This window comes from Nocardioides sp. GY 10127 (assembly GCF_004919085.1).
Taxonomy (GTDB): Bacteria; Actinomycetota; Actinomycetes; order Propionibacteriales; family Nocardioidaceae; genus Nocardioides.
Genome location: NZ_STGL01000003.1, coordinates 721,521 through 743,563 on the forward strand (window position 1 = coordinate 721,521; position 22,043 = coordinate 743,563).

23 protein-coding genes are annotated in these 22,043 nt (G+C 75.7%); 15 read left to right on the forward strand and 8 right to left on the reverse strand.

Annotation, left to right across the window (positions count from 1 at the left end; translation table 11 throughout):
- Positions 1-19: 19 nt before the first annotated feature.
- Both E8D37_RS06785 and E8D37_RS06790 read left to right on the forward strand, forming a co-directional pair.
- Positions 20-778: a response regulator transcription factor gene (locus tag E8D37_RS06785; protein WP_136568969.1), complete on the forward strand. Its 759-nt coding sequence runs from the start codon at positions 20-22 to the stop codon at positions 776-778.
- Positions 778-2,079: a HAMP domain-containing sensor histidine kinase gene (locus E8D37_RS06790; RefSeq protein WP_136568970.1), complete on the forward strand. Its 1,302-nt coding sequence runs from the start codon at positions 778-780 to the stop codon at positions 2,077-2,079. The genes E8D37_RS06785 and E8D37_RS06790 overlap by 1 nt, the downstream gene beginning before the upstream one ends.
- Before the next feature lie 25 nt (positions 2,080-2,104).
- On the opposite strand, the gene E8D37_RS06795 is transcribed toward E8D37_RS06790, so the two are convergent.
- Complete coding sequence (locus tag E8D37_RS06795; RefSeq protein WP_136568971.1) at positions 2,105-2,836, reverse strand: hypothetical protein; 732 nt, start codon at positions 2,834-2,836, stop codon at positions 2,105-2,107.
- 130 nt (positions 2,837-2,966) lie between these two features.
- Here E8D37_RS06795 and E8D37_RS20060 point away from each other — a divergent pair, with 130 nt between their 5' ends.
- From E8D37_RS20060 to E8D37_RS06820, 5 genes are all read left to right on the forward strand, one after another.
- Positions 2,967-3,605: a hypothetical protein gene (locus tag E8D37_RS20060; RefSeq protein ID WP_206055595.1), complete on the forward strand. Its 639-nt coding sequence runs from the start codon at positions 2,967-2,969 to the stop codon at positions 3,603-3,605.
- Positions 3,602-4,534 (forward strand): FAD:protein FMN transferase, encoded by a 933-nt coding sequence (locus tag E8D37_RS06805; protein WP_136568972.1) that lies wholly within the window; start codon positions 3,602-3,604, stop codon positions 4,532-4,534. The genes E8D37_RS20060 and E8D37_RS06805 overlap by 4 nt, the downstream gene beginning before the upstream one ends.
- 63 nt (positions 4,535-4,597) lie before the next feature.
- Complete coding sequence (locus E8D37_RS06810) at positions 4,598-5,185, forward strand: ferric reductase-like transmembrane domain-containing protein (protein WP_136568973.1); 588 nt, start codon at positions 4,598-4,600, stop codon at positions 5,183-5,185.
- On the forward strand, positions 5,182-6,429 hold the full coding sequence (locus E8D37_RS06815; RefSeq protein WP_136568974.1) for an NADH-ubiquinone oxidoreductase-F iron-sulfur binding region domain-containing protein: 1,248 nt from the start codon (positions 5,182-5,184) through the stop codon (positions 6,427-6,429). The genes E8D37_RS06810 and E8D37_RS06815 overlap by 4 nt, the downstream gene beginning before the upstream one ends.
- Positions 6,426-6,635 carry a ferredoxin gene (locus E8D37_RS06820; RefSeq protein WP_136568975.1) on the forward strand — a complete coding sequence of 70 codons (210 nt, stop codon included), beginning with the start codon at positions 6,426-6,428 and terminating at the stop codon, positions 6,633-6,635. The genes E8D37_RS06815 and E8D37_RS06820 overlap by 4 nt, the downstream gene beginning before the upstream one ends.
- Positions 6,636-6,657: 22 nt before the next feature.
- Here E8D37_RS06820 and E8D37_RS06825 read toward each other — a convergent pair whose 3' ends face one another.
- Positions 6,658-7,404 (reverse strand): GDSL-type esterase/lipase family protein, encoded by a 747-nt coding sequence (locus tag E8D37_RS06825; RefSeq protein WP_168929663.1) that lies wholly within the window; start codon positions 7,402-7,404, stop codon positions 6,658-6,660.
- Between the two features lie 145 nt (positions 7,405-7,549).
- A complete protein-coding gene (gene hflX, locus E8D37_RS06830) occupies positions 7,550-9,106 on the reverse strand; it encodes a GTPase HflX (protein ID WP_206055596.1) in 1,557 nt (518 codons plus the stop codon).
- A 796-nt stretch (positions 9,107-9,902) separates the two neighbouring features.
- On the opposite strand from hflX, the gene mprF reads away from it, so the two are divergent.
- The gene (mprF, locus tag E8D37_RS06835) at positions 9,903-12,461 is read left to right on the forward strand and encodes a bifunctional lysylphosphatidylglycerol flippase/synthetase MprF (RefSeq protein ID WP_136568977.1); all 2,559 of its coding nucleotides are present in this window, start codon (positions 9,903-9,905) and stop codon (positions 12,459-12,461) included.
- Here the strand turns inward: mprF and E8D37_RS06840 are convergent.
- Positions 12,451-13,554, reverse strand: a complete 1,104-nt coding sequence (locus E8D37_RS06840; protein ID WP_136568978.1) for an SUMF1/EgtB/PvdO family nonheme iron enzyme — start codon at positions 13,552-13,554, stop codon at positions 12,451-12,453. The two genes, mprF and E8D37_RS06840, sit on opposite strands and share 11 nt — an antisense overlap.
- A gap of 54 nt (positions 13,555-13,608) precedes the next feature.
- Between E8D37_RS06840 and E8D37_RS06845 the strand changes: the two genes are divergently transcribed.
- Positions 13,609-13,971, forward strand: a complete 363-nt coding sequence (locus E8D37_RS06845) for a DUF202 domain-containing protein (RefSeq protein WP_136568979.1) — start codon at positions 13,609-13,611, stop codon at positions 13,969-13,971.
- 15 nt (positions 13,972-13,986) lie between these two features.
- A complete protein-coding gene (locus E8D37_RS06850; RefSeq protein ID WP_136568980.1) occupies positions 13,987-14,343 on the forward strand; it encodes a DUF202 domain-containing protein in 357 nt (118 codons plus the stop codon).
- A 37-nt stretch (positions 14,344-14,380) separates the two neighbouring features.
- Here E8D37_RS06850 and dapF read toward each other — a convergent pair whose 3' ends face one another.
- Positions 14,381-15,232, reverse strand: coding sequence for a diaminopimelate epimerase (gene dapF / locus E8D37_RS06855; RefSeq protein ID WP_240770229.1), 852 nt, complete (start codon positions 15,230-15,232; stop codon positions 14,381-14,383).
- 293 nt (positions 15,233-15,525) lie between these two features.
- Between dapF and E8D37_RS06860 the strand changes: the two genes are divergently transcribed.
- A complete protein-coding gene (locus E8D37_RS06860) occupies positions 15,526-17,754 on the forward strand; it encodes a hypothetical protein (RefSeq protein WP_136568982.1) in 2,229 nt (742 codons plus the stop codon).
- Between the two features lie 145 nt (positions 17,755-17,899).
- On the opposite strand, the gene miaA is transcribed toward E8D37_RS06860, so the two are convergent.
- Positions 17,900-18,868 (reverse strand): tRNA (adenosine(37)-N6)-dimethylallyltransferase MiaA, encoded by a 969-nt coding sequence (gene miaA, locus E8D37_RS06865; protein ID WP_136568983.1) that lies wholly within the window; start codon positions 18,866-18,868, stop codon positions 17,900-17,902.
- Positions 18,869-18,946: 78 nt separating this feature from the next.
- Here miaA and E8D37_RS06870 point away from each other — a divergent pair, with 78 nt between their 5' ends.
- The 4 genes from E8D37_RS06870 to E8D37_RS06885 are packed head-to-tail and all read left to right on the forward strand — an operon-like array spanning position 18,947 to position 20,124.
- A complete protein-coding gene (locus E8D37_RS06870) occupies positions 18,947-19,225 on the forward strand; it encodes an Rv0909 family putative TA system antitoxin (RefSeq protein WP_136568984.1) in 279 nt (92 codons plus the stop codon).
- On the forward strand, positions 19,225-19,407 hold the full coding sequence (locus tag E8D37_RS06875; RefSeq protein WP_136568985.1) for a hypothetical protein: 183 nt from the start codon (positions 19,225-19,227) through the stop codon (positions 19,405-19,407). The genes E8D37_RS06870 and E8D37_RS06875 overlap by 1 nt, the downstream gene beginning before the upstream one ends.
- Complete coding sequence (locus E8D37_RS06880) at positions 19,404-19,892, forward strand: NUDIX domain-containing protein (RefSeq protein ID WP_240770230.1); 489 nt, start codon at positions 19,404-19,406, stop codon at positions 19,890-19,892. Before E8D37_RS06875 ends, E8D37_RS06880 begins: the two co-directional genes overlap by 4 nt.
- 37 nt (positions 19,893-19,929) lie before the next feature.
- Positions 19,930-20,124: a hypothetical protein gene (locus E8D37_RS06885; RefSeq protein WP_136568986.1), complete on the forward strand. Its 195-nt coding sequence runs from the start codon at positions 19,930-19,932 to the stop codon at positions 20,122-20,124.
- A gap of 32 nt (positions 20,125-20,156) precedes the next feature.
- Here the strand turns inward: E8D37_RS06885 and E8D37_RS06890 are convergent, their stop codons facing one another.
- Positions 20,157-21,017, reverse strand: a complete 861-nt coding sequence (locus E8D37_RS06890; protein WP_136568987.1) for a DUF559 domain-containing protein — start codon at positions 21,015-21,017, stop codon at positions 20,157-20,159.
- A 177-nt stretch (positions 21,018-21,194) separates the two neighbouring features.
- Complete coding sequence (locus E8D37_RS06895; protein WP_136568988.1) at positions 21,195-21,926, reverse strand: peptidase E; 732 nt, start codon at positions 21,924-21,926, stop codon at positions 21,195-21,197.
- Between the last annotated feature and the right edge of the window lie 117 nt (positions 21,927-22,043).

The window sequence follows — 22,043 nt, forward strand, 5'->3', positions numbered from 1 at the left end:
GGGCGCTAGGTTGCCGTCCATGACGAGCATCCTCCTGGTGGAGGACGACGAGGCGATCCGCACCGCGGTCACGCGTGGCCTGCGCGAGCGCGGTCTGGCGGTGGCCTCGGCCCCGACCGGTCTGGCGGGGCTGGAGCACGTGCTGCGCGAGCACCCGGACGTCGTCCTGCTGGACCTCGGCCTGCCCGACGTCGACGGCCTCACCCTGCTCTCCATGATCCGCGCGGCCAGCCAGGTGCCCGTGATCGTGCTGACCGCGCAGGACGACGACCCCACGATGGTCCGGGCGCTCGACGGCGGGGCGGACGACTACGTGGTCAAGCCCTTCGGCACCGACCAGGTGGCCGCCCGCATCCGCGCAGTGCTGCGGCGCGGCGGGGGCCCGTCGGCTCCGGCCGCTCCGGCCGCGCTCCGGGTGGGCGGCCTCGTCATCGCCGAGGGCGCCCGCACCGTCACGCTCGACGGACGTCCGGTGGAGCTGGCCCGCAAGGAGTTCGACGTCCTCCTGCTGCTGGCCCAGCGCCGGGGCCAGGTGGTGACCAAGCGCGAGCTGCTGGCGGAGGTGTGGCAGCAGGCGTACGGCGGCAGCGACCGCACGGTGGACGTCCACCTCTCCTGGCTGCGCCGCAAGCTCGGCGAGACCGCGGCCGAACCGCGGTACCTCCACAGCGTGCGCGGCGTCGGCGTGCGCCTGGTCGACCCCGCCGACCAGGTCGACCGAGGTGACCAGGGTGAGGAGCCCACCCCGGAGCAGGAAGCGGGCGGGGACGCGGGCTGATGCGACGTCGGATCTCATGGCTGGTCGTCGCGACCACGTCGGCGGTGGTCGTCTCGTTCGTCGTGCCGCTGTGCCTGCTCGTGGCCACGCTCGCCGAGGACCGTGGCGTGGCCGCCGCCGAGCAGGAGGCTCGCAACGTGGCCCTGCTGCTGCCGACCCTGGACGACGACACCCAGGTCGCCGAGATGCTGGGCGGCCTGGCCGCCGACGGACCCACCACGAGCGTCCTCACGGCGAGCGGGACGCAGCTCGGCGGGGGCGCGACGATGACCGGCGCGGAGGTCGAGCGCGCGCTCGCCGGGGCCGCTTTCCGGGTCCAGGACGACGCCGGCGTCCGGGTCTACCAGCCGGTGCTCACGACCGACGGCACGAGCGTCGTGCGCACCACGGTGACCACCGAGCAGCTGCACCAGGGGGTGACGCAGGCCTGGATCGGCATCGTGAGCCTGGGGCTGCTGCTGATGGCGGCCTCGGTCGCGATCGCGATGCGGCTCGGCCGGCGGATCAGTCGGCCGCTGCTGTCGGTGGCGACGACGGCCCACCGGCTGCGCGAGGGCGACCTGTCCGCCCGGGCGGAGGTCGTCGGCACCGAGGAGACACAGGAGCTCGCCCGCGCGCTCAACGGGCTCGCGGAACGCACCACCGAGCTGCTGGCCCACGAGCGGGCCGCCGTCGGCGACCTCTCCCACCGGCTGCGGACGCCCGTGACCGCGCTCCGCCTCGATGCCGAGCAGGTCGCGGACCCGGAGCTGGCCGACCGGTTGCAGGAGCACATCGCCGTCCTCCAGCGCGGGATCGACGCGGTGGTCGCCGAGGCCCGGCGACCGGTGCGGACCGACCTTGCCGCCCGGTGCGACGCGGTCTCGGTTGTGCGCGAGCGGCTCGCCTTCTGGGGGCCCCTGGCCGAGGACCAAGCGCGTCCCCTCGACGTCACGCTGCCCGACGGCACGCTGGCCGACGTGAAGCTGCCCGGCGTCAAGCTGTGGGTGCCCTTGCCCGTCGACGACCTGCGCGACCTGCTGGACGTGCTGCTCGACAACGTCTTCGCCCACACCCCCGACGGCACGGCCCTCCGCGTCGCGGTGAGCAGCGCGGTGGAGCCGGGCGGGGGCGAGGCCGTTCGGATCGAGGTCGCGGACGACGGGCCGGGGTTCTCCCCCGTGCGGGAGGAGCGCCCCGGCAGCACCGGCCTCGGGCTCGATCTCGCCGGCCGGACGGCCGCGTCGGTCGGCGGCCGCCTGGTCCGGCTGCCCGGCCCGGGCGCGGTGGTGCACGTCGTGCTCCCCCGCCTCCCGGGCTGAGCCGGTCCGCGAGGCGACGCCGAGGTCAGTCGTCGTCACCCTCGTCCTCGTCGGAGTCGTCGGAGTCGTCGGAGACGTCGGAGACGTCGCCGGAGTGGCCCGAGTCGTCGTCGGCCTCGTCCTGGCTGTCGTCGTCGGAGTCGTCGCCGCTGTCGTCGCCGCCCGTGCGGCCGCCGTGGTCGTCGCCGGCCGGGTCGTCGGAGCCACCGGAGCGCGTGCCGCCGTGGTCGTCGCCAGCGTCGTGGCCGGCGTCGTGGCCGGAGTCGTCGACCGAGTCGTCCGCCGAGTCGTCGGTCGAGTGACCCGTGGAGCCGGTGGAGTGGTCGTCGCCGGCGGGGTCGTCGCTGCCCCCGCCCGACGTACCGGTCGAGGAGCCGCCGGCCGAGGAGCCGGAGCGGGCCACCGCGACGCCCGCCGCGGCCGCGGGCGGGACGACGACGGTACGGACGACGTCCTTCACGCAGACCCCGTGCTCGAGCTCGTGGCCGCGTGGACAGGGTCGGAAGCGGACGACGGTGCGCACGTCCTGCTCGCCGGCGCGGTCACCGGCGGCACCCGCAGCCGGTGCGGCCGCCGCGGAGGAGGCGGACGTCGACGTGGCGGACGAGCCGGCGACGGCCTGCTCCCCGGCCGTGGCGCGGTAGGCGACGACGGCGCCGGCGAGGCCGACGCCGGTGGTCAGGACGACGACGGAGGTGGTGGCGAGCCGCAGCCGCCGGGCGAGGCCACCGAGGTGGCGGGTGATCTGGGAGGTCATGGCCGCAGCCTGCGTGGCGGGGCGTCAGGCGCACCTCGCGCGGACCCTAAGTCCAGGTCAAGGAATCCCTTGACCTGGACTTATCAACGGCATGAGGACGTCTTGGCGCGCCCCCACCCACGCTGGCGCCATGCCTTGGACCCCCCACCACCGCGACCGCTACCGCCTCGCGGTCACCGTGCTCACCGGCCTCGCCTCCGCCGGCGTGCTCGTGGGCACCGGCGCGCTCGCAGGCGCCGCCGCCCAGCAGCACCAGGACGAGCAGCAGGACCGGCCGGCACCGTCCGACGACCCGACGTCCGGCACCCCCCGAACGAAGGACCGCGCGAAGGACCGCGCCAAGGACCGGGCCAAGGACCGGGCCAAGGACCGGGCTGACGAGCACGCGAACGAGCGGCGGAGCAGGCGCGAGGGCGAGCGGGAGACCCGCCAGGAGGGCCGGAGGGAGAGTGTGGAGGACCGCGGCCGCGTGCAGGTCGTGTGGCGCCGCCACCCCACCCGGACCCGCGTGACCACCCGGTACGTCACCGCCGCAGGCGCGGGCGGCAGCACGGTGGTCACCCCGGCAGCGCCCGGCACCTCCGGGTCCGGCACCTCCGGGTCCGGCTCCTCCGGCTCCAGCTCCTCCGGGTCAACGGAATCCGGGTCCGCGGGCAGCTCGGGCGGCTCCGCCCCGGCGCCCGCACCTGCCCCCGCTCCTGCCCCGGCGCCGGCCCCCGCTCCCGCACCGGCTCCCGCGCCGCCCCCGCCGACGACGAGCGGCTCGTGACCGGGCACGCGCGCTGGTCGGCGCTGGGCTGCGGTGTGCACCTCGTCGTCCTGGACGATCGAGAGCTGGCGGCGGCTCGACGACTCGTGGAGCAGGTGCTCCGCGACGTGGACGAGGTCGCCAGCAGGTTCCGGGCCGACAGCGACCTGTCCCGCGCCAACGCGGCCGCGGGCCGGTGGGTGCCCGTCGACCCGCTGCTCGTGGCCGCCACCCAGGTCGCGGTCGAGGCGGCCCGGCTCACCGACGGGCTCGTCCACCCCCTGCTCGGCCGGCCCCTGGCCGAGCTCGGGTATGACGCCGACCTGGGCGTCGTCCGGGCCCGCCCCGACGGGCACGTCACCCTCCTGCCCCACCGCGACCGACCGAGCCCGCCCCCGCTCCTGTCGTACGAGGAGATCGGCCTCGACCAGGACGGGGCGCTGAGGGTCCCGTCGGGCACGGCTCTCGACCTCGGGGCGACGGGCAAGGCCTGGTGCGCCGACCTCGCCGCCTCGGCGTTCGCGTCGGCGGGGCTCGGCCCGGCCGTCGTGTCCGTGGGCGGCGACGTCCGCGTGCACGGGGAGCGGGCGTTCGAGGTCGCCGTGGCGGAGGCGCCGGACGGCCCGCCCGAGGACGCGCTCGGCCTGGCCGACGGCGGGCTCGCGACGTCCACCACGACCGTGCGTCGCTGGCGCCTCGGCGGCGTCGAGCGGCACCACCTGCTGGACCCGCGCTCGGGGCTGCCGGTGTCCGGGCCGTGGCGGACGGCCACGGTCGCGGCTCCGACGGCGGTCGCGGCCAACACCGCCACCACCGCCGCGCTCGTGCTCGGTGCGGACGCGGCCCCCTGGCTGACCGCACGGCCCCACCTGGCCGTGGCGGCCCGGCTCGTGGGGCACGACGGCCAGGTCCACCGCCTCGGCTCGTGGCCGCGCGAGGTCGCGGCCTGAGTACGCCCCTCCCGAGCCCCCTCTCCCCGAGACCCCCACCACCCCTCCGGATCGGACACCCCCATGGACCCCACCCTCCTCTGGTACCTCGACCGCAGCACCGGGCTGCTGCTCGTGCTGCTCCTCGGCGCGGTCACCGCGCTCGGCGTCCTCACCTCGGGCGGCCGGCCCGCCGGGAGGCTCCCCCGGTTCGCCACGCAGGCGCTGCACCGCAACCTCGCGCTGGTCTCGCTGGCGCTCCTGGCGGCGCACGTGCTCCTCGCCGTCGCGCACGAGTACGTGGACATCCGGCTCGTGGACGCCGTGCTGCCGGGCGTCGCCAGGTGGGAACCGCTCTGGCTGGGGCTGGGGACGATCGCGACGGACCTGATCCTCGTCGTCGCCGTCACCTCCGGGCTGCGGGCGCGGCTGGGCGGGCGGTCGTGGCGAGCGGTCCACCTGTCCGCCTACGCCGCCTGGCTGCTGGGCACCCTGCACGGGCTGGGGATCGGCACCGACCTCGGGTGGTCGTCCCTGACCGCTCCCTCGTGGGCCCAGGCGCCGTTCCTCGTCGGCGTCGCCCTCGTGGTCGCGGCCGTCGGCGTCCGGGTCGTCCGGCGGCCGGCCGGCGACGTCCTCGACCCCACCCCCACCGCGGGAGCCCTGCGATGACCCGCCTGCCGCTGCGCCCCCTCGACCCGGCCGCACGAACGCACGACCTCCGGGTCGAGCCGGGTCCGCGGCTGCTCTCCGCCGACGCGGGGCGCCGGCACGCCGTCCCCACGCTCGACCTGGCGACGCTCGTCGCCTGGGCCGAGGACGCCGGGCTGCGCGGCCGCGGCGGCGCGGGCTTCCCGTTCGCGGTGAAGCTGGCGACGGCGGGCCGGGGGCGCCGTCCGGTCGTCGTCGTCAACGCCGCCGAGGGCGAGCCCGCCAGCGCCAAGGACGCCGTCCTGCTGGCGCGGGACCCGCACCTGGTCCTCGACGGGGCCGAGGTCGCCGCCCGCGCGCTGGGCGCCCGGGAGGTGCACGTGGTGCTCCCCGGCGACCGCCCCGCCACGGCGGCGGTGGCCGCGGCCGCGGTGGCCGCCCGGACGGGGCCGCGCTGGCGGACCAGCACGGCCGCGCCGCGGTTCGTGTCCGGGCAGTCGACGGCCGTCGTCCAGCTGCTCTCCGGCCGCCCCGGGCTGCCCGTCACCGCGTGGGCGCCGGACGCGGTGAGCGGCCTGCGTGGACGCCCGACCCTGCTCTCCAACGCCGAGACGTGGGCACAGCTAGCCGTGCTGGCGCGGTCGGGTCCGGAGGCGTACCGGGCGCTCGGGACCCCCGACGAGCCCGGCACGACCCTGCTGTCCGTCGTGGGCGCGGAGGGCACGACGGTGGTGGAGGCCGAGCACGGCACCCCCTTCCCGCAGGTGCTGGGCGCCGGCGAGGCGCCCACCGAGGGTGTCGAGGCCCCGCTCCTGCTCGGCGGCTTCCACGGCACCTGGCTCGCGCCGGACCAGGTCGCCCGGGCCCGGGTCTCCCGCGTCGACGGCACGCCGCTGGGCGCAGGCGTCGTGCTCGTCCAGAGACCGGGTCGCTGCCCCCTCGCGCTGACCGCCGGGATCGTCGAGCACCTCGCCGGGCAGAGCGCCCGACGCTGCGGGCCGTGCGTGCACGGACTGCCCGCGCTCGCCGACGCCGTGGTCGGGATGCTCCACGGACGCGAGGGTGCCCGGCAGCGAGCCGAGGCGCTGGCGGGGCTGCTCCCGGGGCGCGGCGCGTGCGCGCACCCGGACGGGACGGCCCGGCTCGTCCGCTCCCTCCTCCTCGCCCTGCCCCGCGAGATCGAGGCACACGAGCGGGGCGGGTGCTCGGCAGCTGCTCCGGCGGTCTCTCCGGGTCGGCCGAGCCTGCGCGGGGTGGCGTCGTGAGCGGCCGGCAGGCGAGGCTCCGGGTCGACTGGCCCGCCTGCCGGGCCCACGGGCTGTGCCACGAGGTGCTCCCGGAGGTGGTCAGCCTGGACGAGTGGGGCTACCCGGTCCTGGACGCGCAGCCGCTTCCTGACGCGCTGCTCGCCGACGCCCGGACCGCCGCACGGGCCTGCCCGCGGCTGGCCCTGCGGGTGGTGGAGGGATGACGGCCCGATCAACCCAGCCCGATCAACCCAGCGCGACTCCGGCGCCAGCGATCCGCCGCGCAATTAGCCGTCCGAAGCGCACATGTGAGGCGGCCTGGAGGTGCAGGTCGTCGTCGAGGTAGTCCAGGTCGTCCACGTCGATGACCGAGACGTAGGTGACGCCGGCATCGGCGGCGAGACGGGCGAGCAGCGCGTCGACCCGCTCCGCGCCGGCCAGGCGCGAGGGCGCGGGAGCCGGGCCGACCACCACGAACGGGTGGTCGGTGGCGGTGAGGGTCCGGACGACCCGGGCGAAGCCCGCGGCGACGGCCGCGTCGCTCATGTCGTAGTCGTTGAGACCGCCCGCGACCACGACGGGCGCCTCGGGGGCCACGCCCAGCAGCGCGTCGGTGAGCCGGGCCGGGAAGGAGAACCTCGGTCCGCACGCACTGGCGCCGGACGACCAGCCGGACCCCGAGAAGGCGGCGACGTGCACGCGGCCCGGGAGCTGGGAGGGCCAGCTGGTGGCGGGGTCCGCGAGGCCCAGCCCCGCCGACCAGGAGTCGCCGACCACGAGGACGTCGGAGCCCTGCCCGGTCACGGTCGCCGCGCGGGCCGTGGAGTCGGTGGCGTACACCGCACAGCGGCTGGGCCGGGAGCCCGTGGCCGCTCCGCCCCACACGTCCGCCCCGACCGCGAGCCCGGCCACGAGCAGGGCGAGCACGCCCAGCAGGACGCCGAGGCGACGCGAGGGCGTGGGGAGGCGACCCGAGAGGTCCGAGAGGGGCACGAGCACCATGGTGCGACCCGGTCCGGGGCCGCCACAGGCGTGTGCACGAACCGGTGACGATCCGTTACCGGATCGTGGACCAGACCACCTGGCCGGCGCGCTCGGCGGCCGGCCAGGTGGGCCCGGACGTGGGCTGAGGCGGGGCTCAGGCGGGCGCGACGTCCAGCGCGTACGGGGCCAGCTCGCCGGCCAGCTGCTCGGAGGCGCGGCCGGCCACGACCGTCCCCTCCGCCGTGTGCTCGAGGGAGTCGATCTCGCCGCCCTGGTGCAGCTTGTTGAGCAGGTCGCCCCGCTCGTAGGGCAGCAGCACCCGGAAGGTCACCGCGGGCCGCGGCAGCTCCGACTCGATGACGCGCAGTGCGTCCTCGATGCCCTGCCCGGTGCGGGCGGACACGACGACGCAGTGCGGCTCGCGGGCGGTGAGGCGGGCGAGGACGAGGGGGTCCGCGGCGTCCGCCTTGTTGATGACGACGAGCTCCTTCACGTCGCCGGCCTCGATCTCCGCGAGCACCTCGCGCACGGCGGTGAGCTGGCCCTCGGGGTCGGGGTGGGAGCCGTCGACGACGTGCAGGATGAGGTCGGCGTCCGCCACCTCCTCCAGCGTGGAGCGGAACGCCTCGACGAGCTGGTGCGGCAGGTGCCGGACGAAGCCGACGGTGTCGCTCATCGTGTAGACGCGTCCGTCGGCCGTGGTGGTCTTGCGGACCGTCGGGTCGAGGGTCGCGAAGAGCGCGTCCTCCACCAGGACGCCGGCGGAGGTGAGCCGGTTGAGCAGGCTGGACTTCCCGGCGTTGGTGTAGCCGGCGATCGCGACGCTGGGCACCTCGCGGCGGCGGCGCTCGGCGCGCTTGGCGTCGCGGGTGACCTTCATCTGCTTCAGGTCGCGGTGGAGCTTCGCGATCTTGGTGTTGATGCGGCGACGGTCGGTCTCGATCTTCGTCTCACCGGGGCCGCGGCCGCCGATGCCGGCGCCGCCGGCGACCCGGCCGCCGGCCTGGCGGGAGAGGTTGCCACCCCAGCCGCGCAGTCGCTGCTTCATGTACTGCAGCTGCGCGAGCTCGACCTGCGCCTGGCCCTCGCGGGACTTCGCGTGCTGGGCGAAGATGTCGAGGATCAGCGCGGTCCGGTCGACGACCTTGACCTTGAGGCGGTCCTCCAGGTTGCGCAGCTGGCTGGGCGCGAGCTCGCCGTCGCAGATGACGGTGTCAGCACCGGTGACGCCGACGATCTCCTTCAGCGCCTCGACCTTGCCGCGGCCGATGTAGGTGGCCGGGTCCGGGGAGGTGCGGCGCTGGTAGATCGCCTCGAGCACCTCGGAGCCGGCGGTCTCGGCCAGCAGCGCGAGCTCGGCCATCGAGTTCTCCGCGTCGGTGACGCTGCCCGACGTCCACACGCCGACGAGGACGACCCGCTCCAGCCGCAGCTGGCGGTACTCGACCTCGGTGATGTCCTCGAGCTCGGTCCGCAGGCCGGCGACGCGGCGCAGCTGGTAGCGCTCGGCGAGCTCCATGGCGCCGACGGTCGGGTCGGCCTCCTCCGGGTCGTCGCCCGAGGCGTCCACGAGGTCGTGCGGCTCGTCGTCGGCGTAGCCGGACTCGAACCCGTCGTCCTCGAGGGCGTCGGCGGTCTCGGTGGAGTCGTCCTCCCAGGTGGCCGTCTCGGCCAGCTCGGCGTCGAGGGAGAAGTCGCGTGCGTTGCTCATGTGCCTCCGTGGCATCGGTGGTGTCTCGGCTCCCGTGGCGGGACGCCTCGTGCGTCCCAGAGTAGGTCCGCTTCAACGCCCCCGCGAACCACTTTCATCCCGGTTCCGGTCGGCGGCGCCGGCAGCGCCCCGCCCCGGACGTCATCCGAACCGGCCCCAGGACGCGCCAGGGCGTATGACGTCCCGGGTGCCGACCGGCGGTGGCTCACCAACCCGCTGGCCACTCGCACACGTTGCCCACACACCGCCCACCCCCAGCCCCACCAACCAGCGGTGCCCCACCAACCTCCGGGCGGCCGCCACACGTTGCCCACACACCGCCCACCCCCAGCCCCACCAACCAGCGGTGCCCCACCAACCTCCGGGCGGCCGCCACACGTTGCCCACACACCGCCCACCCCCAGCCCCACCAACCAGCGGTGCCCCACCAACCTCCGGGCGGCCGCCACACGTTGCCCACACACCGCCCACCCCCAGCCCCACCAACCAGCGGTGCCCCACCAACCTCCGGGCGGCCGCCACACGTTGCCCACACACCGCCCACCCCCAGCCCCACCAACCAGCGGTGCCCCACCAACCTCCGGGCGGCCGCCACCGGTTGCCCACACACCGCCCACCCGACCGCGGTCCGCACCGGACGTCATCCGAACTCGCCCCAGAACACACCAGACGCATGACGTCCCACCAGCCGGCAGCAGACACAGCCGCCGACCCACGTCCCACCCGTGAAGCCGCCATGAAGGACAGGGGGCAAACGCTTGGGTCACCCGAGCACCGGGCCGATGGCAGAGGTGCCATGAACACGTTGCAGATCCTGTCGTCCCGGCCGGTCCGGCGCGTCCTCGCGCCGCTCGGTGTCCTGGGTGTCCTCGCGCTGGCCCTGACGTTCCTGCACCGCTCGATGGGCGGCTATGACTGGCATCGGCTGCCGGCCGACCTGAGCGACATCGGGGTCGGTCACGTCGCGGCCGCGCTGGCCGCGACGGCCCTGTCGTACCTCGCGATGACCGGCTACGACGCGCTGGCCCTGCGCTACGTCGCCGACCTCGTGCCGGACCGGCTGCCGTGGCGCCGGTACGCCTCGGCCTCGCTGGTCGCCACCGCGTTCGGCAACAGCCTCGGCGCGTCGGCGATCGTGGGGGCGGCGCTGCGGGCCCGGGTCTACTCGGCCTGGCAGATCCCGGCGGCCGCCATCCAGCGGATCATCGGCTTCAACCTGCTCACGCTCGGCCTCGGCTTCGCGGTCCTGGCGGGCGGCGGCGTGCTGTTCCAGCCCGGCCGCGCCGCACAGGCCCTGCACCTCCCGGAGCCGGTGGTCACCGGCCTCGCGGTGACGGTGCTGGCGCCCGTCCTCGGCTACCTCGCGTGGTCCCGTCTGGGACGTCGCCCGCTGGTGGTCAAGGGCCACGAGCTGCGCAAGCCGGGCTACCGCCTGGCGCTCGCGCAGGTCGCGCTCTCCACGGTCGAGGTCGCGCTCATGGCCGCCGCGCTGTGGTTCCTCCTGCCCCCGAGCCTCGCGCTCGGCGCCGGGGTGGGCTTCGTGGCGTTCGTGGCCGCGTTCGCGATCGCCACGGTCGCGGGCCTGGTCAGCAACGTGCCCGGCGGCGTCGGGGTGTTCGAGTCCGTGCTCGTCGTCCTCCTCTCCACCAGCATCGACCCGCTGGCCCTGGCCCCCGCCCTCGTCGCGTTCCGCGTCGTCTACTTCCTCGTGCCGCTGCTGGTCGCGGCGGTCCTCCTGGTCGGCCTCGAGGCGCGCCGCGGTCGGGACGTCGAGACGGGCGCCTCCCGCAGCCAGACCGTCGAGCTCGTCGGCGTCCTCACGCCCTCCGTGCTGGCGCTCCTGGTCGCCGGCCTGGGCGTGGTCCTCGTCGCGACCGGCGAGGTCCCGTGGCTGGTCTCCCTGCCGGCGGGGTCGGCGTTCTCGGTCAGCCTGGTCGGGGTCGCCCTCCTCCTGCTCGCCCGCGGCCTGCACCGCCGCCTGCGGGAGGCGTGGGTCGTCACCCGGGCGCTGTTGCTGGGCCAGGTAGCCCTGTGCCTCGTCCTCGACGCCACCGTGCCGGGCCTCGCGGGCCTGGCCCTCCTCGCCCTCCTCGCTCCGGCCCGCGGCGTCTTCCACCGCAGGTCTGGCTCGTTCCACCACCCGCGCGGGCTGAGCTGGACGGCGGCGGCGGTCGGCCTCGTCGCGGTGGCCCTCTACGCCCACCAGCGCGCCGACTGGGGCAACGACGGCACCGTGCTCCTCAGCATCGGCGCCGAGCACCCGTTCTCCGTGCGCCTGGCGGCGCTGCTCGGCACGCTGGGCGTCGTGGCCCTCGGCGTGCGGCTGCTGCGCCCGCTGGTGCCCGGCCCCCGCACCACCCGCTGCCCCGACGAGCTCGCCAAGGCCGAGCAGATCGTCTCGACGCGCGGGCGCGCGACGTCCCACCTGGCCTTCACCGGCGACAAGCGCCTCCTCTTCTCCGCCGACGGCGCCTCCTTCCTCATGTACCAGGTCGAGGGCCGCAGCTGGATCACCATGGGCGCCCCCGTCGGCGACCCCGGCACGTTCCCCGACCTGCTGCGCGACTTCGTCCGGCTGGCCGAGCGGCACGACGGCCGCCCGGTCCTCTACAGCGTCGGCGAGGAGCACGCCGACCTCTACCGCGAGCTCGGGATGACCCTCACCAAGCTCGGCGAGGAGGCGGTCGTCGACCTCACCACCTTCGCCATGACCGGCAAGCGCTACGCGAAGATGCGGCGCTGGGTGAACATCAACGTCACCGCCGGCTCCGAGGTCGAGATCCTCGCCCCCGAGCAGGTCACCGACGCCCTCATGGCCGAGATGCGCCAGGTCTCCGACGAGTGGCTCGCCGAGCGCAACGCGAAGGAGAAGCGGTTCTCCCTCGGCCCGTTCGACGAGGAGTACGTGCGCCGCTTCCCGGTCGCCACCGTGCGCTTCGAGGGCCGCCTGCTCGCCTTCGCCACGCTGTGGATCGGGCAGGAGGACGGCTCGCTGGCCGTCGACCTGATGCGGCAGCGCTCCGGCGGCCCCGCCAACGTCATGAACTTCCTCTTCGTCCGGCTGATGCAGTGGGGCCAGGAGCAGGGCATGCGCACCTTCAGCCTCGGCATGGCCCCGCTCGCGGGCCTGGCCACCGGCGAGGGCGCGAGCGTCTGGGACCGCCTCGGCGCGCTCGTCTTCACCCGCGGCGAGAAGTACTACAACTTCCAGGGCGTGCGGCACTTCAAGGACTGCTTCCACCCCACGTGGGAGTCCCGCTACGTCGTCACCCGCCCCGGCCTGGCCTTCCCCACGGCCATGGTCAACGTCGCCACGCTGGTCGGCGGCGGCGTGCGGGGGCTCGTCAGCCGCTGAGGCCGAGGTCCTCGCGCACCGCGACCGTCCGGAAGCCGGTGTTCGACGAGGAGGAGTCCGGCGTGTTCTGCGTCCGCGCCGCGTTGCGGTACCGGTTGCAGTAGGAGTCGTGGCACAGGAACGAGCCGCCGCGGGTCACACGGGGCACGTCCGCGGACGCCTGCGGGCCGCCGCCGAGCAGGTCGCCGAGGAGGGGCGCGGACGCTCCCCCGACCGGGTCGAGCAGCGGCTCGCCCGCGGCCTCGGCAGCGCGGGCGCGGCGGTGGTGGGCGTGCGGGTCCCAGGCGTCCGCGGTCCACTCCCACACGTTGCCGACCGTCTGCCACAGCCCGTACCCGTTCGGCTCGTAGCTGCGCGCCGGGGCGGTCCCGAGGTAGCCGTCCTCGCAGGCGTTCACGGTCGGGAAGCGGCCCTGCCAGATGTTGCAGCGCCAGGCGCCGTCCGGGGTGAGCAGGTCGTCGCCCCACGGGTAGCGGGCCCCGACGAGCCCGCCCCGCGAGGCGAGCTCCCACTGGGCCTCGCTGGGCAGCGTCCGGCCCGCCCAGCGGCAGTAGGCCAGCGCGTCGTGCCAGCTCACGTGCGTGACCGGGTGGTCGGCGAGCTCGTCGGTGCGCTCCACGCGGCCGCCCGGGCGGCGCCAGTCGGCACCCCGCACCCCGACCCACCACGGGACGCCCGGGAACGGCCCGACCACGGCCGCCGAGCCGGCCACGCCCTCGTCGAGCAGCAGGTGGAAGACGGCGGAGAAGCCGAAGGACTCCGCGTCCGTGACGTAACCGGTGGCCGCGACGAACGCCGCGAAGTCCGCGACCGTCACCGTGGTCGCGTCGATCTCGAACGCGCTCAGGCGCACGGGGTGCACGGGCACCTCGCCGTCGCCGGGGTTCTGGTCGCCGCGGGCGTCCCCCATCTCCAGGACGCCGGCCGGCACCCGCGCCTGCTCGACGCGGTGCACCCCCGGCGAACCGTCCGCGGGCGCGCCGGCCGCGGTGGTGCCGGCCGCGGGCGCTCCGCCTGCACCCGACCGCGCCGGCGCACAGCAGTGACCGGCCCCACCGGCGCGCGGGGCGTGCTGGCTGCCCGGCTCGTCCACGGGACCGACCCTAGACCGCCCGCGTCCGGGGCGGCTTGCCCCTAGGCTGGCGGAGTGCAGCGGTGGCCGCGATGGGTCTACGACGAGGGCGAGGAGCCGGACTACCGGTTCACGCTCGCCAACGAGCGCACCTTCCTGGCCTGGATCCGCACCGCCCTGGCGCTGCTGGCCGGCGCGGTCGGCGTCCGGGCGCTGGACCTCGGGCTGCCGGGCTGGGCAGAGCAGTCGCTGGCCGGCGTCCTGGCGCTCCTCGGGATGGCGGGAGCCGCCGTGGCCTGGACGCGGTGGGCCCGCGGCGAGCGCGCCATGCGCCGCGGCGAGCCGCTGCCGGACAACCGGGTCGGGGTCGGCCTCACCGGCGGGGTCGTGGTCGTCGCCGCGGTCGTGCTCGTCGTCCTCGTCGCCGTGGCGTCCTGACCCGTGGGCGACCCCGTGGGCGACCCAGCGAGCGGCGCCCGCCGCCCGGACCCCACCGTCGGGGTCCCTCGGGACCCGGGCGCCCAGCACGAGCGCACCGGCCTGGCGTGGCAGCGCACGGGGCTCTCCGTGGCGGTGGCGGCCGTGGCCGCGACCCGGCTGGCCTGGGTCGAGATCGGCCCGCTCGCGCTGGTCGACCTCGTGGTCGCGCTCGCCCTGCTGGGCTGGTTCGCGCGCGGCGCCGCGGCTCGCACCGGTCGCCGGGCCGCAGGCCTGTCGCCGTCGCCGGCCGTGGGCCCGGCGCTCGTCGCGGGGGCCGTGGTGGTGCTCGGTGCCGTGGAGCTCGGGGCCGTCGTGGCCTCGGCGCTCTAGCGGCCCCTGGAGCGAGCGACGCCGGGAGCGGGAGCGCCTACAGCGAGGACTCGCCCCGCGCCACGAGCACGGCGGGGCCGGTCATGACGATGCGGCCCTCGGCCGTCCAGTCGATGTGCAGGCGACCGCCGGGCAGGTCGACGTCGTAGCCGACCGTCTCGCCGCCGGCGTCGGGGCTGCGCCCGTCGCGCAGGGCCGCGGCCACCGCGACGGCGCAGGCGCCGGTGCCGCAGGAGCGGGTCTCGCCGCTGCCGCGCTCGTGCACCCGCATCGCGACGTGCCCGGGGCCGACCGGCACCACGAACTCGACGTTGACGCCGGAGGGGTAGAGCTCCCGGTCGAAGACCGGCTCCTCCAGCAGGCTGCCCACCGGGCCGGCCGGCTCGAGGGAGTCGACGAAGGCCACGGCGTGCGGGTTGCCCATGTCGACGCCGGTGGCGTCCCAGCGGTGCTCCTCGACGCTCACGCTCGTGTCGCCGAGCAGCTTCGGCACGCCCATGTCGACGCTGATCTCGCCCTCGGGGTCGCCGCCGGCGAACACGACGGTCTTGAGGCCGTCGCGGGTGGCGACCGGGACGGGTGCCGCGGCGTCCACGAGGCCCTCGGTGGCGAGGTAGCGGGCGAACACCCGGATGCCGTTGCCACACATCTCGGCGATCGAGCCGTCGGCGTTGCGGTAGTCCATGAACCACTCGGCGCTGGGATCGGCGCCCTCGACCCACCGGGCACGCACCACGCGCAGGACGCCGTCGCCGCCGAGGCCGGCCCGGCGGTCGCACAGCGCCCGGACCCGCTCCGCCGGCAGCTCGCCGTGCAGGTGCAGGTCGGGGTCCGGCAGGAGGACGAAGTCGTTCTCGGTGCCGTGGCCCTTGAGGATCGGGTAGCTCACCGCTCCACGGTAGCCGGACGACGTCCGCCCGGCCCGATCCCGAGGCCACCCCGTCCACGAGCGCCCACCCGAACGACTACGCCGACATGGCCCGAACGGACTACGCATCCGCGACCGTTCCACCGCTCCGCGAGCACCGGTGTTCTCCGTAAGGTCGACGACGACGGGCCCGACCAGCGCTTCCCCGGCGCCGCTCCCCCGCTCCCTCCGCCGGAGCCCGTCGCGCCGTCGCCGACTCCCCCGTCGCCGGCGATGGCGCGCGCCTCCCCACCCCCAGAAGGAGAACCCCCCCTATGCCTTCCCAGCCCACGACCTCCCGGCGGAGCACCCGTGCCCGCCGCGCGGTCGTCCGGCAGGTGGCCCTCACCACCGCCGCCCTGACCAGCCTCACCGCCGTCGCGCTGCTGCCCACGGCCCCCGCCTCCGCCGCGGGCAGCAGCACGTTCACCAGCTCGGCGCACGGCGACATCGTGGACGTGGACGTGGACGTCCTGGGCGGCAGCCTGGCCGGCCTCGTCGTCGGCCACGCGAAGTCGGTCGCAGACTCCGGCCAGACGCACGTCGTCACCGCGACCAGCTCCAACCTCGACCCCAGCCTCGCCGGCGGCCCGCTCACGGTCGACAGCCAGACGGCCACCGCTCCGCCGAGCAGCGACCCGGCGTCCGAGACCCTCCTCCCCGTCGACGCCTCGCCCCTGCTCACGCTCGGGGTGATCACCGGCGACACGGCCGCCACCTGGAACGCGGACGGCACCTGCGTGGCCGAGTCCGGCGGGGTGCGCCAGCTGGGTGGGTCCACGACCACGCTGGCCGGGCTCGACGTCCTCGGTGTCGAGGGCCTGGGCACCCTGCTCGAGGCCGAGGCCTCCAGCACCGAGGCGGCCACCTCGCTCGTCGACTCGGGCGGGCAGCACGACCTCGTCTCCACCACCACCGCGACCATCGGGGACGTCTCCCTGCTGGACGGCGCGGTGCAGATCCAGGTGGGCAGCCCGGCCGTGCTCACGGCCCGCTCGGACGGCGCCAGCGGCACCGTGGCCTACGACGCCCCCGTCGTGACCGTGACGGTCGCCGGGCAGGCCACCCCGATCACGCTGGCCGGCGGCACCACCGACATCCCGGTCGACCTCGGCCTGCTCAGCGCCGACGTCTCGCTCACCCTCAACGACGCGGTCGACTCCAGCAGCGGGGCCACCGCGAGCGGCGTCGTGGACGACGTCCTCTCCATCGACCTCACCGTCGACACGCTCGTCACGCAGGTCGCCTCGGTGCACGCCGGGCTGGGCGCCCTCACCGCCGACGCCACGGCGCCGGCCGGTGGGGTCAGCTGCGTCGACCCGACGGACACCACCGACACCGACGGCGACGGCCTCACCGACGCCGCCGAGGACGTGCTGGGCACCGACCCCGACGTCGCCGACACCGACGGCGACGGCCTCTCCGACGGCGACGAGGTCAACACCACCGGCACCGACCCGCTGGTCGCCGACACCGACGGCGACGGGCTCACCGACGGCGACGAGGTCAACACCACCGGCACCGACCCGCTCGACGCCGACACCGACGACGGCGGGGTGGAGGACGGCGACGAGCTCGCCGTCGGCACCGACCCGCTCGACGGCGCCGACGACGGCAGCGCGGGCCCGGTCGCCACCGACACCGACGGCGACGGGCTCTCCGACGACGCCGAGGCCGTCCTGGGCACCGACCCGAACAACCCCGACACCGACGGTGACGGCCTGGGCGACGGGGCCGAGCTCAACACCTACGGCACCGACCCGCTGGTCGCCGACACCGACGGCGGCGGCGTGGACGACGGCGACGAGGTCAACGCCGGCACCGACCCGAACGACGCCTCCGACGACCTCGGCGGCGGCCCTGTCGACCCCGACACCGACGGGGACGGGCTGACCGACAGCGAGGAGTCCGCGCTCGGCACCGACCCGGACAAGGCCGACACCGACGGCGACGGCCTCTCCGACGGCCGCGAGGTCAACGGGCACCCGAAGAACTTCCCGGGGTGCACCACCGACCCGCTGGTCGCCGACACCGACAGCGACGGGCTCAAGGACGGCGCCGAGACCAAGGGCGTCCGGATCGGCCTCACCGTGCACCGCAAGAACGGCACGAAGAAGATCCGCACCGTCCGGACCAACCCGTGCAGGGCCGACACCGACAAGGACGGGCTCAAGGACGGCCGCGAGGTCAAGGGCTCGAAGATCGGCACCAAGGTGATCACCCGGAGCGGCTCGTACGTGATCAAGGTCCGCAAGAGCAACCCGCTGGTCAAGGACACCGACGGCGACGGCCTGGGCGACAAGGCCGAGGTCACCGGCTCCCGGAACAAGGCCTGGAAGAAGAAGGCCACCGACCCGACCCACTGGGACACCGACCGCGGTGGCCGCTCCGACCTGGTCGAGGTCAAGAAGGGCTCGGACCCGACCAACGTCTACTCCGGCCCGAAGAACCCGCAGGGCACGAAGAAGACCATGCGCGGCGCGTCCGCGCGGGCGATGGGCTGACCCGCAGCAGCACCGCGGCTCAGCACCGACCAGGACGGGCGTCGGGACCTCTCAAGGGGGAGGTCTCGACGCCCGTTCGTCGTGTCCGGGGTGGCTCGTCCCGGCACCCCGGACGGCGGCCCGGGACGGCGGCTCAGCAGGCGGCTCAGCCGGCGGCGACCGCCGCGAGCGCCTGTTCGACGCGCTCGGGGTCGTCGAAGCGGACCCAGGTGATCCGCGGGTCCTTGCGGAACCACGCGTCCTGACGCCGGGCGAACCGCCGCGTCGCGATCACGGTCCGCTCCTTCGCCTCCTCCAGGCCCAGGACGCCGGCCAGGTGGTCGGCCACCTCGCGGTACCCGATGGCGCGGCCGGCGGTGCGACCGTCGGCCAGCCCGGCGTCCAGGAGCCTGGCGACCTCCTCGACGAACCCGTCGGCGAACATCTGCTCCACCCGCGCCTCGATGCGCGCGTCGAGCGTCGGCCGGTCGATGTCCACGCCGACCTGCACGGCCCCGGGCACGTGGTACTTCAGCCGCGGCAGGGTCGCGGTGAAGGAGCGGCCGGTCAGCTCCACGACCTCCAGCGCGCGGACGACCCGGCGACCGTTCTCGGGCAGGATGCTCGCCGCGGCGGCGGGGTCCACCTCGGCCAGCCGGGCGTGCAGGGCGCCGCTCCCGACGTCCTCGAGCTCGGCCTCCAGGCGTGCGCGGACGCCCGCGTCCGTGCCGGGGAACTCGAACTCGTCGAGCACCGCGCGGGTGTAGAGGGCGGAGCCGCCCACCAGCACCGGCGGGACCCCGCGCGAGCGCAGGTCGTCGATCAGACCGCGCGCCCAGCCCTGGAACTCCGCCACGCTGGCGGGCTCCGTGACCTCGAGGACGTCGAGGAGGTGGTGCGGCACCCCGCGGCGCTCGGCCGCCGGGAGCTTCGCGGTGCCGACGTCCATGCCCCGGTAGAGCTGCATCGCGTCGGTGTTGAGCACCTCCCCGCCCAGGCGCTCGGCCAGGTCCAGCGACAGCGCCGTCTTGCCGGACGCCGTGGCACCCACGACCGCGACGACGGGCACGGACGCGAGCGCGGGGTCGGGCGCGGGCACGGGCACCCGTGCGGGCGAGTCCTCGGCGCCGGTCATGTGGCTAGTGTGGCAAGCCCTCGGCCAGGCGCCCCCATCGCGCCGGTCGCCCGACCAGCAGACCTCCGGGAGGACACCATGGGCTTCCTCGACAAGGCCCGCGCCCAGATCGACACCCCGCAGAACCGCGAGCGGCTGCTCAAGCTGCGCGGCAGCGTGGCCGACGCGGTGGCGAAGAACGAGGCGAAGATCGGCGAGGGCCTCGACAAGGCCGCCGCGGCCGCGGACAAGCGGACCAAGGGCAAGTACCAGGGCCGCATCGCCCAGGGCGTCGCCGGCGCCAAGAAGGGCGTCTCCTACCTCGGCCGCCGCCCCGACGGCGGCACCTCGACCTCCTCGACCGCGAAGGACCGCTGATGACCGCCCCCATCCCCGAGGACCGCGACGCCGCTCCCCTGGAGGACTCGATCGACGGGATCGTCCCGCCCGGCGAGCACGGCTCGGACCTCCCGGACGACGCCGACGCCACCCCGGACGCGCCCGCCGAGGCGCGGCTCGACGCCGCCGAGGAGTCGGAGACCGGCGAGCCCAGCCAGTGAGCGACGGCCCCGTGCCGGAGGTGGGCGGGCGCTTCGTCGTCGTCCCCGCCTCCTACGTCTTCCTGCTCCGCGACGGCGTGAGCGGGCTCGAGGTGCTCCTCCAGCTGCGTCAGGACACCGGCTTCATGGACGGCCACTGGGCCGCCGGCGCGGCCGGGCACGTGGAGCGGGGCGAGTCCGCCGTGGACGCCGCCCACCGCGAGGCGGCCGAGGAGATCGGCGTCCGCGACCTGGTGCTGGAGTTCCTCACCACCATGCAGCGCACGCGCGGCGGGGAGCCCATCGACGAGCGGGTCGACTTCTTCTTCGCGGCGCGGACCTGGTCGGGCGAGCCCGCCCTCCAGGAGGGCAAGGCCGCCGACCTGCGGTGGTGCCCCCTCGACGCGCTGGACTCGCTTCCCGGACCCGTCGTCCCGCACGAACGGGTGGTGCTGGAGGCCCTGCGCGAGCGCACGCTGGAGCCGTACACGACGCACGGCTTCTGAGCCGACCCTCGCGGCCGGCTCACGGACGGGGGACGAGATGAGTGACAGGGCGGACGGCGGCCTGGGCAACGACCTGGTCAGCGGCTTGGACGGGAGCGCGATCAGCGCGGCCGCCGAGGAGCTCGGCCCGATGCCGGACCCGGTGGCGCAGACGCCGGTGGTCGCCCCCGGCGGGGTGGACGCCCTCGACGCCGGCGGCACCCTCCCGCTGCTGGCCGACCCGCCGGCCTGACCCTCCGCTCCCGACAGGCCCCGGAGTGACCCTCAGCGGGCGGTGCGGAGCTCGACGGCCCGGCGGACGACGTCCGTCACCCGGGCCGGGTGGAGCATGACCTCCTCCCAGCTGAACCGCAGCACCAGCCACCCGTGGACGACCAGGTCGTTGTACCGACGCGCGTCGCGGGCCAGGGCCGCCCGGTCGCCGTGGAAGGCGAAGGAGTCCGCCTCGAGCACCATCCTCAGGCGGGCGTCGACCAGGTCGGGGCGGCCCAGCCACCGTGGCGCACAGATCGGCACCTGGGGCACGACGGTCAGGCCCGGGACGTCGAGCACGAGCGCGCGCAGGGTCGACTCGAACGGGTTGGCGGCCCGCGCGTCCGCCGCCGCGGCCACGCGCCGGGCGGCGGCGCTCCCCGGGCCACGGGCTGCGGCCGCCCCCGCGGTCAGCCGCTCGGGCGCCAGGCCGGCGCGCAGCGCGGAGTCCGCGACGCAGAGGGCCTCGTCGAACGGCAGCGTGCGCAGGCAGTCCAGCAGGGTGCGCTCCGGGCTGGTGAGCCCGTCGGCCAGCTCCCGCGGCGAGAGCGGCGCCCACCGCACCTGCGTCCCGCGACGGTCCAGGCCCCGGAGGCTGCGGTGGCGCTCGACGGTGACGACCGGCGTCGGCTGCGGTCGGTGGACCTCCCAGCCGTGCAGGAGGGCAGCGCTGAGGTGGGACGCGGCGCCGGTCAGCCGCATCGCCTCCACCCGAGCGGCCCCGGCACCGGGCAGCGCGTAGCGGCCGCGCGCCACCCGGACGACGTCACCGGCGTCGCGGGCGCGCTCGGCCTCGGCCCGGCCGACCAGCGCGACGAGACGTGCCCAGGGCGCGACGCCACCGAGTCGCTCGAGCTCCTCGGTGACCGGCACGACGCCAGCCTGCCCACGGTGGCTCGGCGGCGCGGGCGTCGTCCACAGGTCCGTCCTCAGACCGGAACAACGCCGGCGATCCCGCACCCGGGCGCGGGATCGCCGCAGGTCAGCGAGCTGCCGCCCCGCCGGCCGCCCTGAGGTCGGCCGGTTGTTCCGGTCTGAGGACGGACGCGGTCAGAGCCGCGTGACGTCGAGCGGGGTCTCGACGACGCCGTCGCCCGCAGCGTCCTGCTCGACCAGGTAGGCGCCCGCGGTGGCGGTCTCGGCGTAGGCGCCCACCATCTCGGTGCCGCGGTAGAGGACGCCGGCCCCGTCGTCGGTGGCGTAGCCGGTGGGCAGGGTGCCGTCGGCGACGAGCGACTGGAAGAGCGGACGCCGCTGCGGCTCGGAGTCGTAGTGGACGCCGTTGCTGAACGGCACCAGGCCCAGGCCGTTGGTGATGGGGCGCAGCTGCGGCCCGAAGGAGTCGGTGGTGCCGCCGGTGTGCCAGCAGATCGAGCCGGCCGAGACGCCCGTGAGCACGACGCCGGCCTCCCAGGCGGTGCGCATCGCGGCGTCCACCCCGTGCAGGCGCCACAGGGCGAGCAGGCCGGCGACGGAGCCGCCCCAGACCCACACGACGTCGGCGTCGAGGAGGTGCGCGGTGATGTCCTCGACGTTCGGCATGGTGAACAGCTGGAGGTGGCTGCCCGTCCAGCCGCGGCTCTGCACCGCGTCGTAGAAGTCGCGGATCAGGCCCGGCGAGTCGCCGCACGCGGTGCCCAGGAAGCACACCTTGGGTGCACGCCCGGTGACTCCGGCGAGGTCGACGGCCAGCTCCGTGAGCGGGCCGGGCTCCCAGCGGACGCGGCTGCCCATGACAGCACCTCCGGAGGTCGCGAGGATGGTGGGTGCGTCAGCAGGCACGGGCGGTCCTTCCGAGTCAGGCCGTCGAGTGGCACGACCGTACCCCGTCACCTGACGTGGCGTCGCGAGCGGTGCCCGGGAGTCTCCTCACGCCGGCGCACCGGACCGGCCACGCGG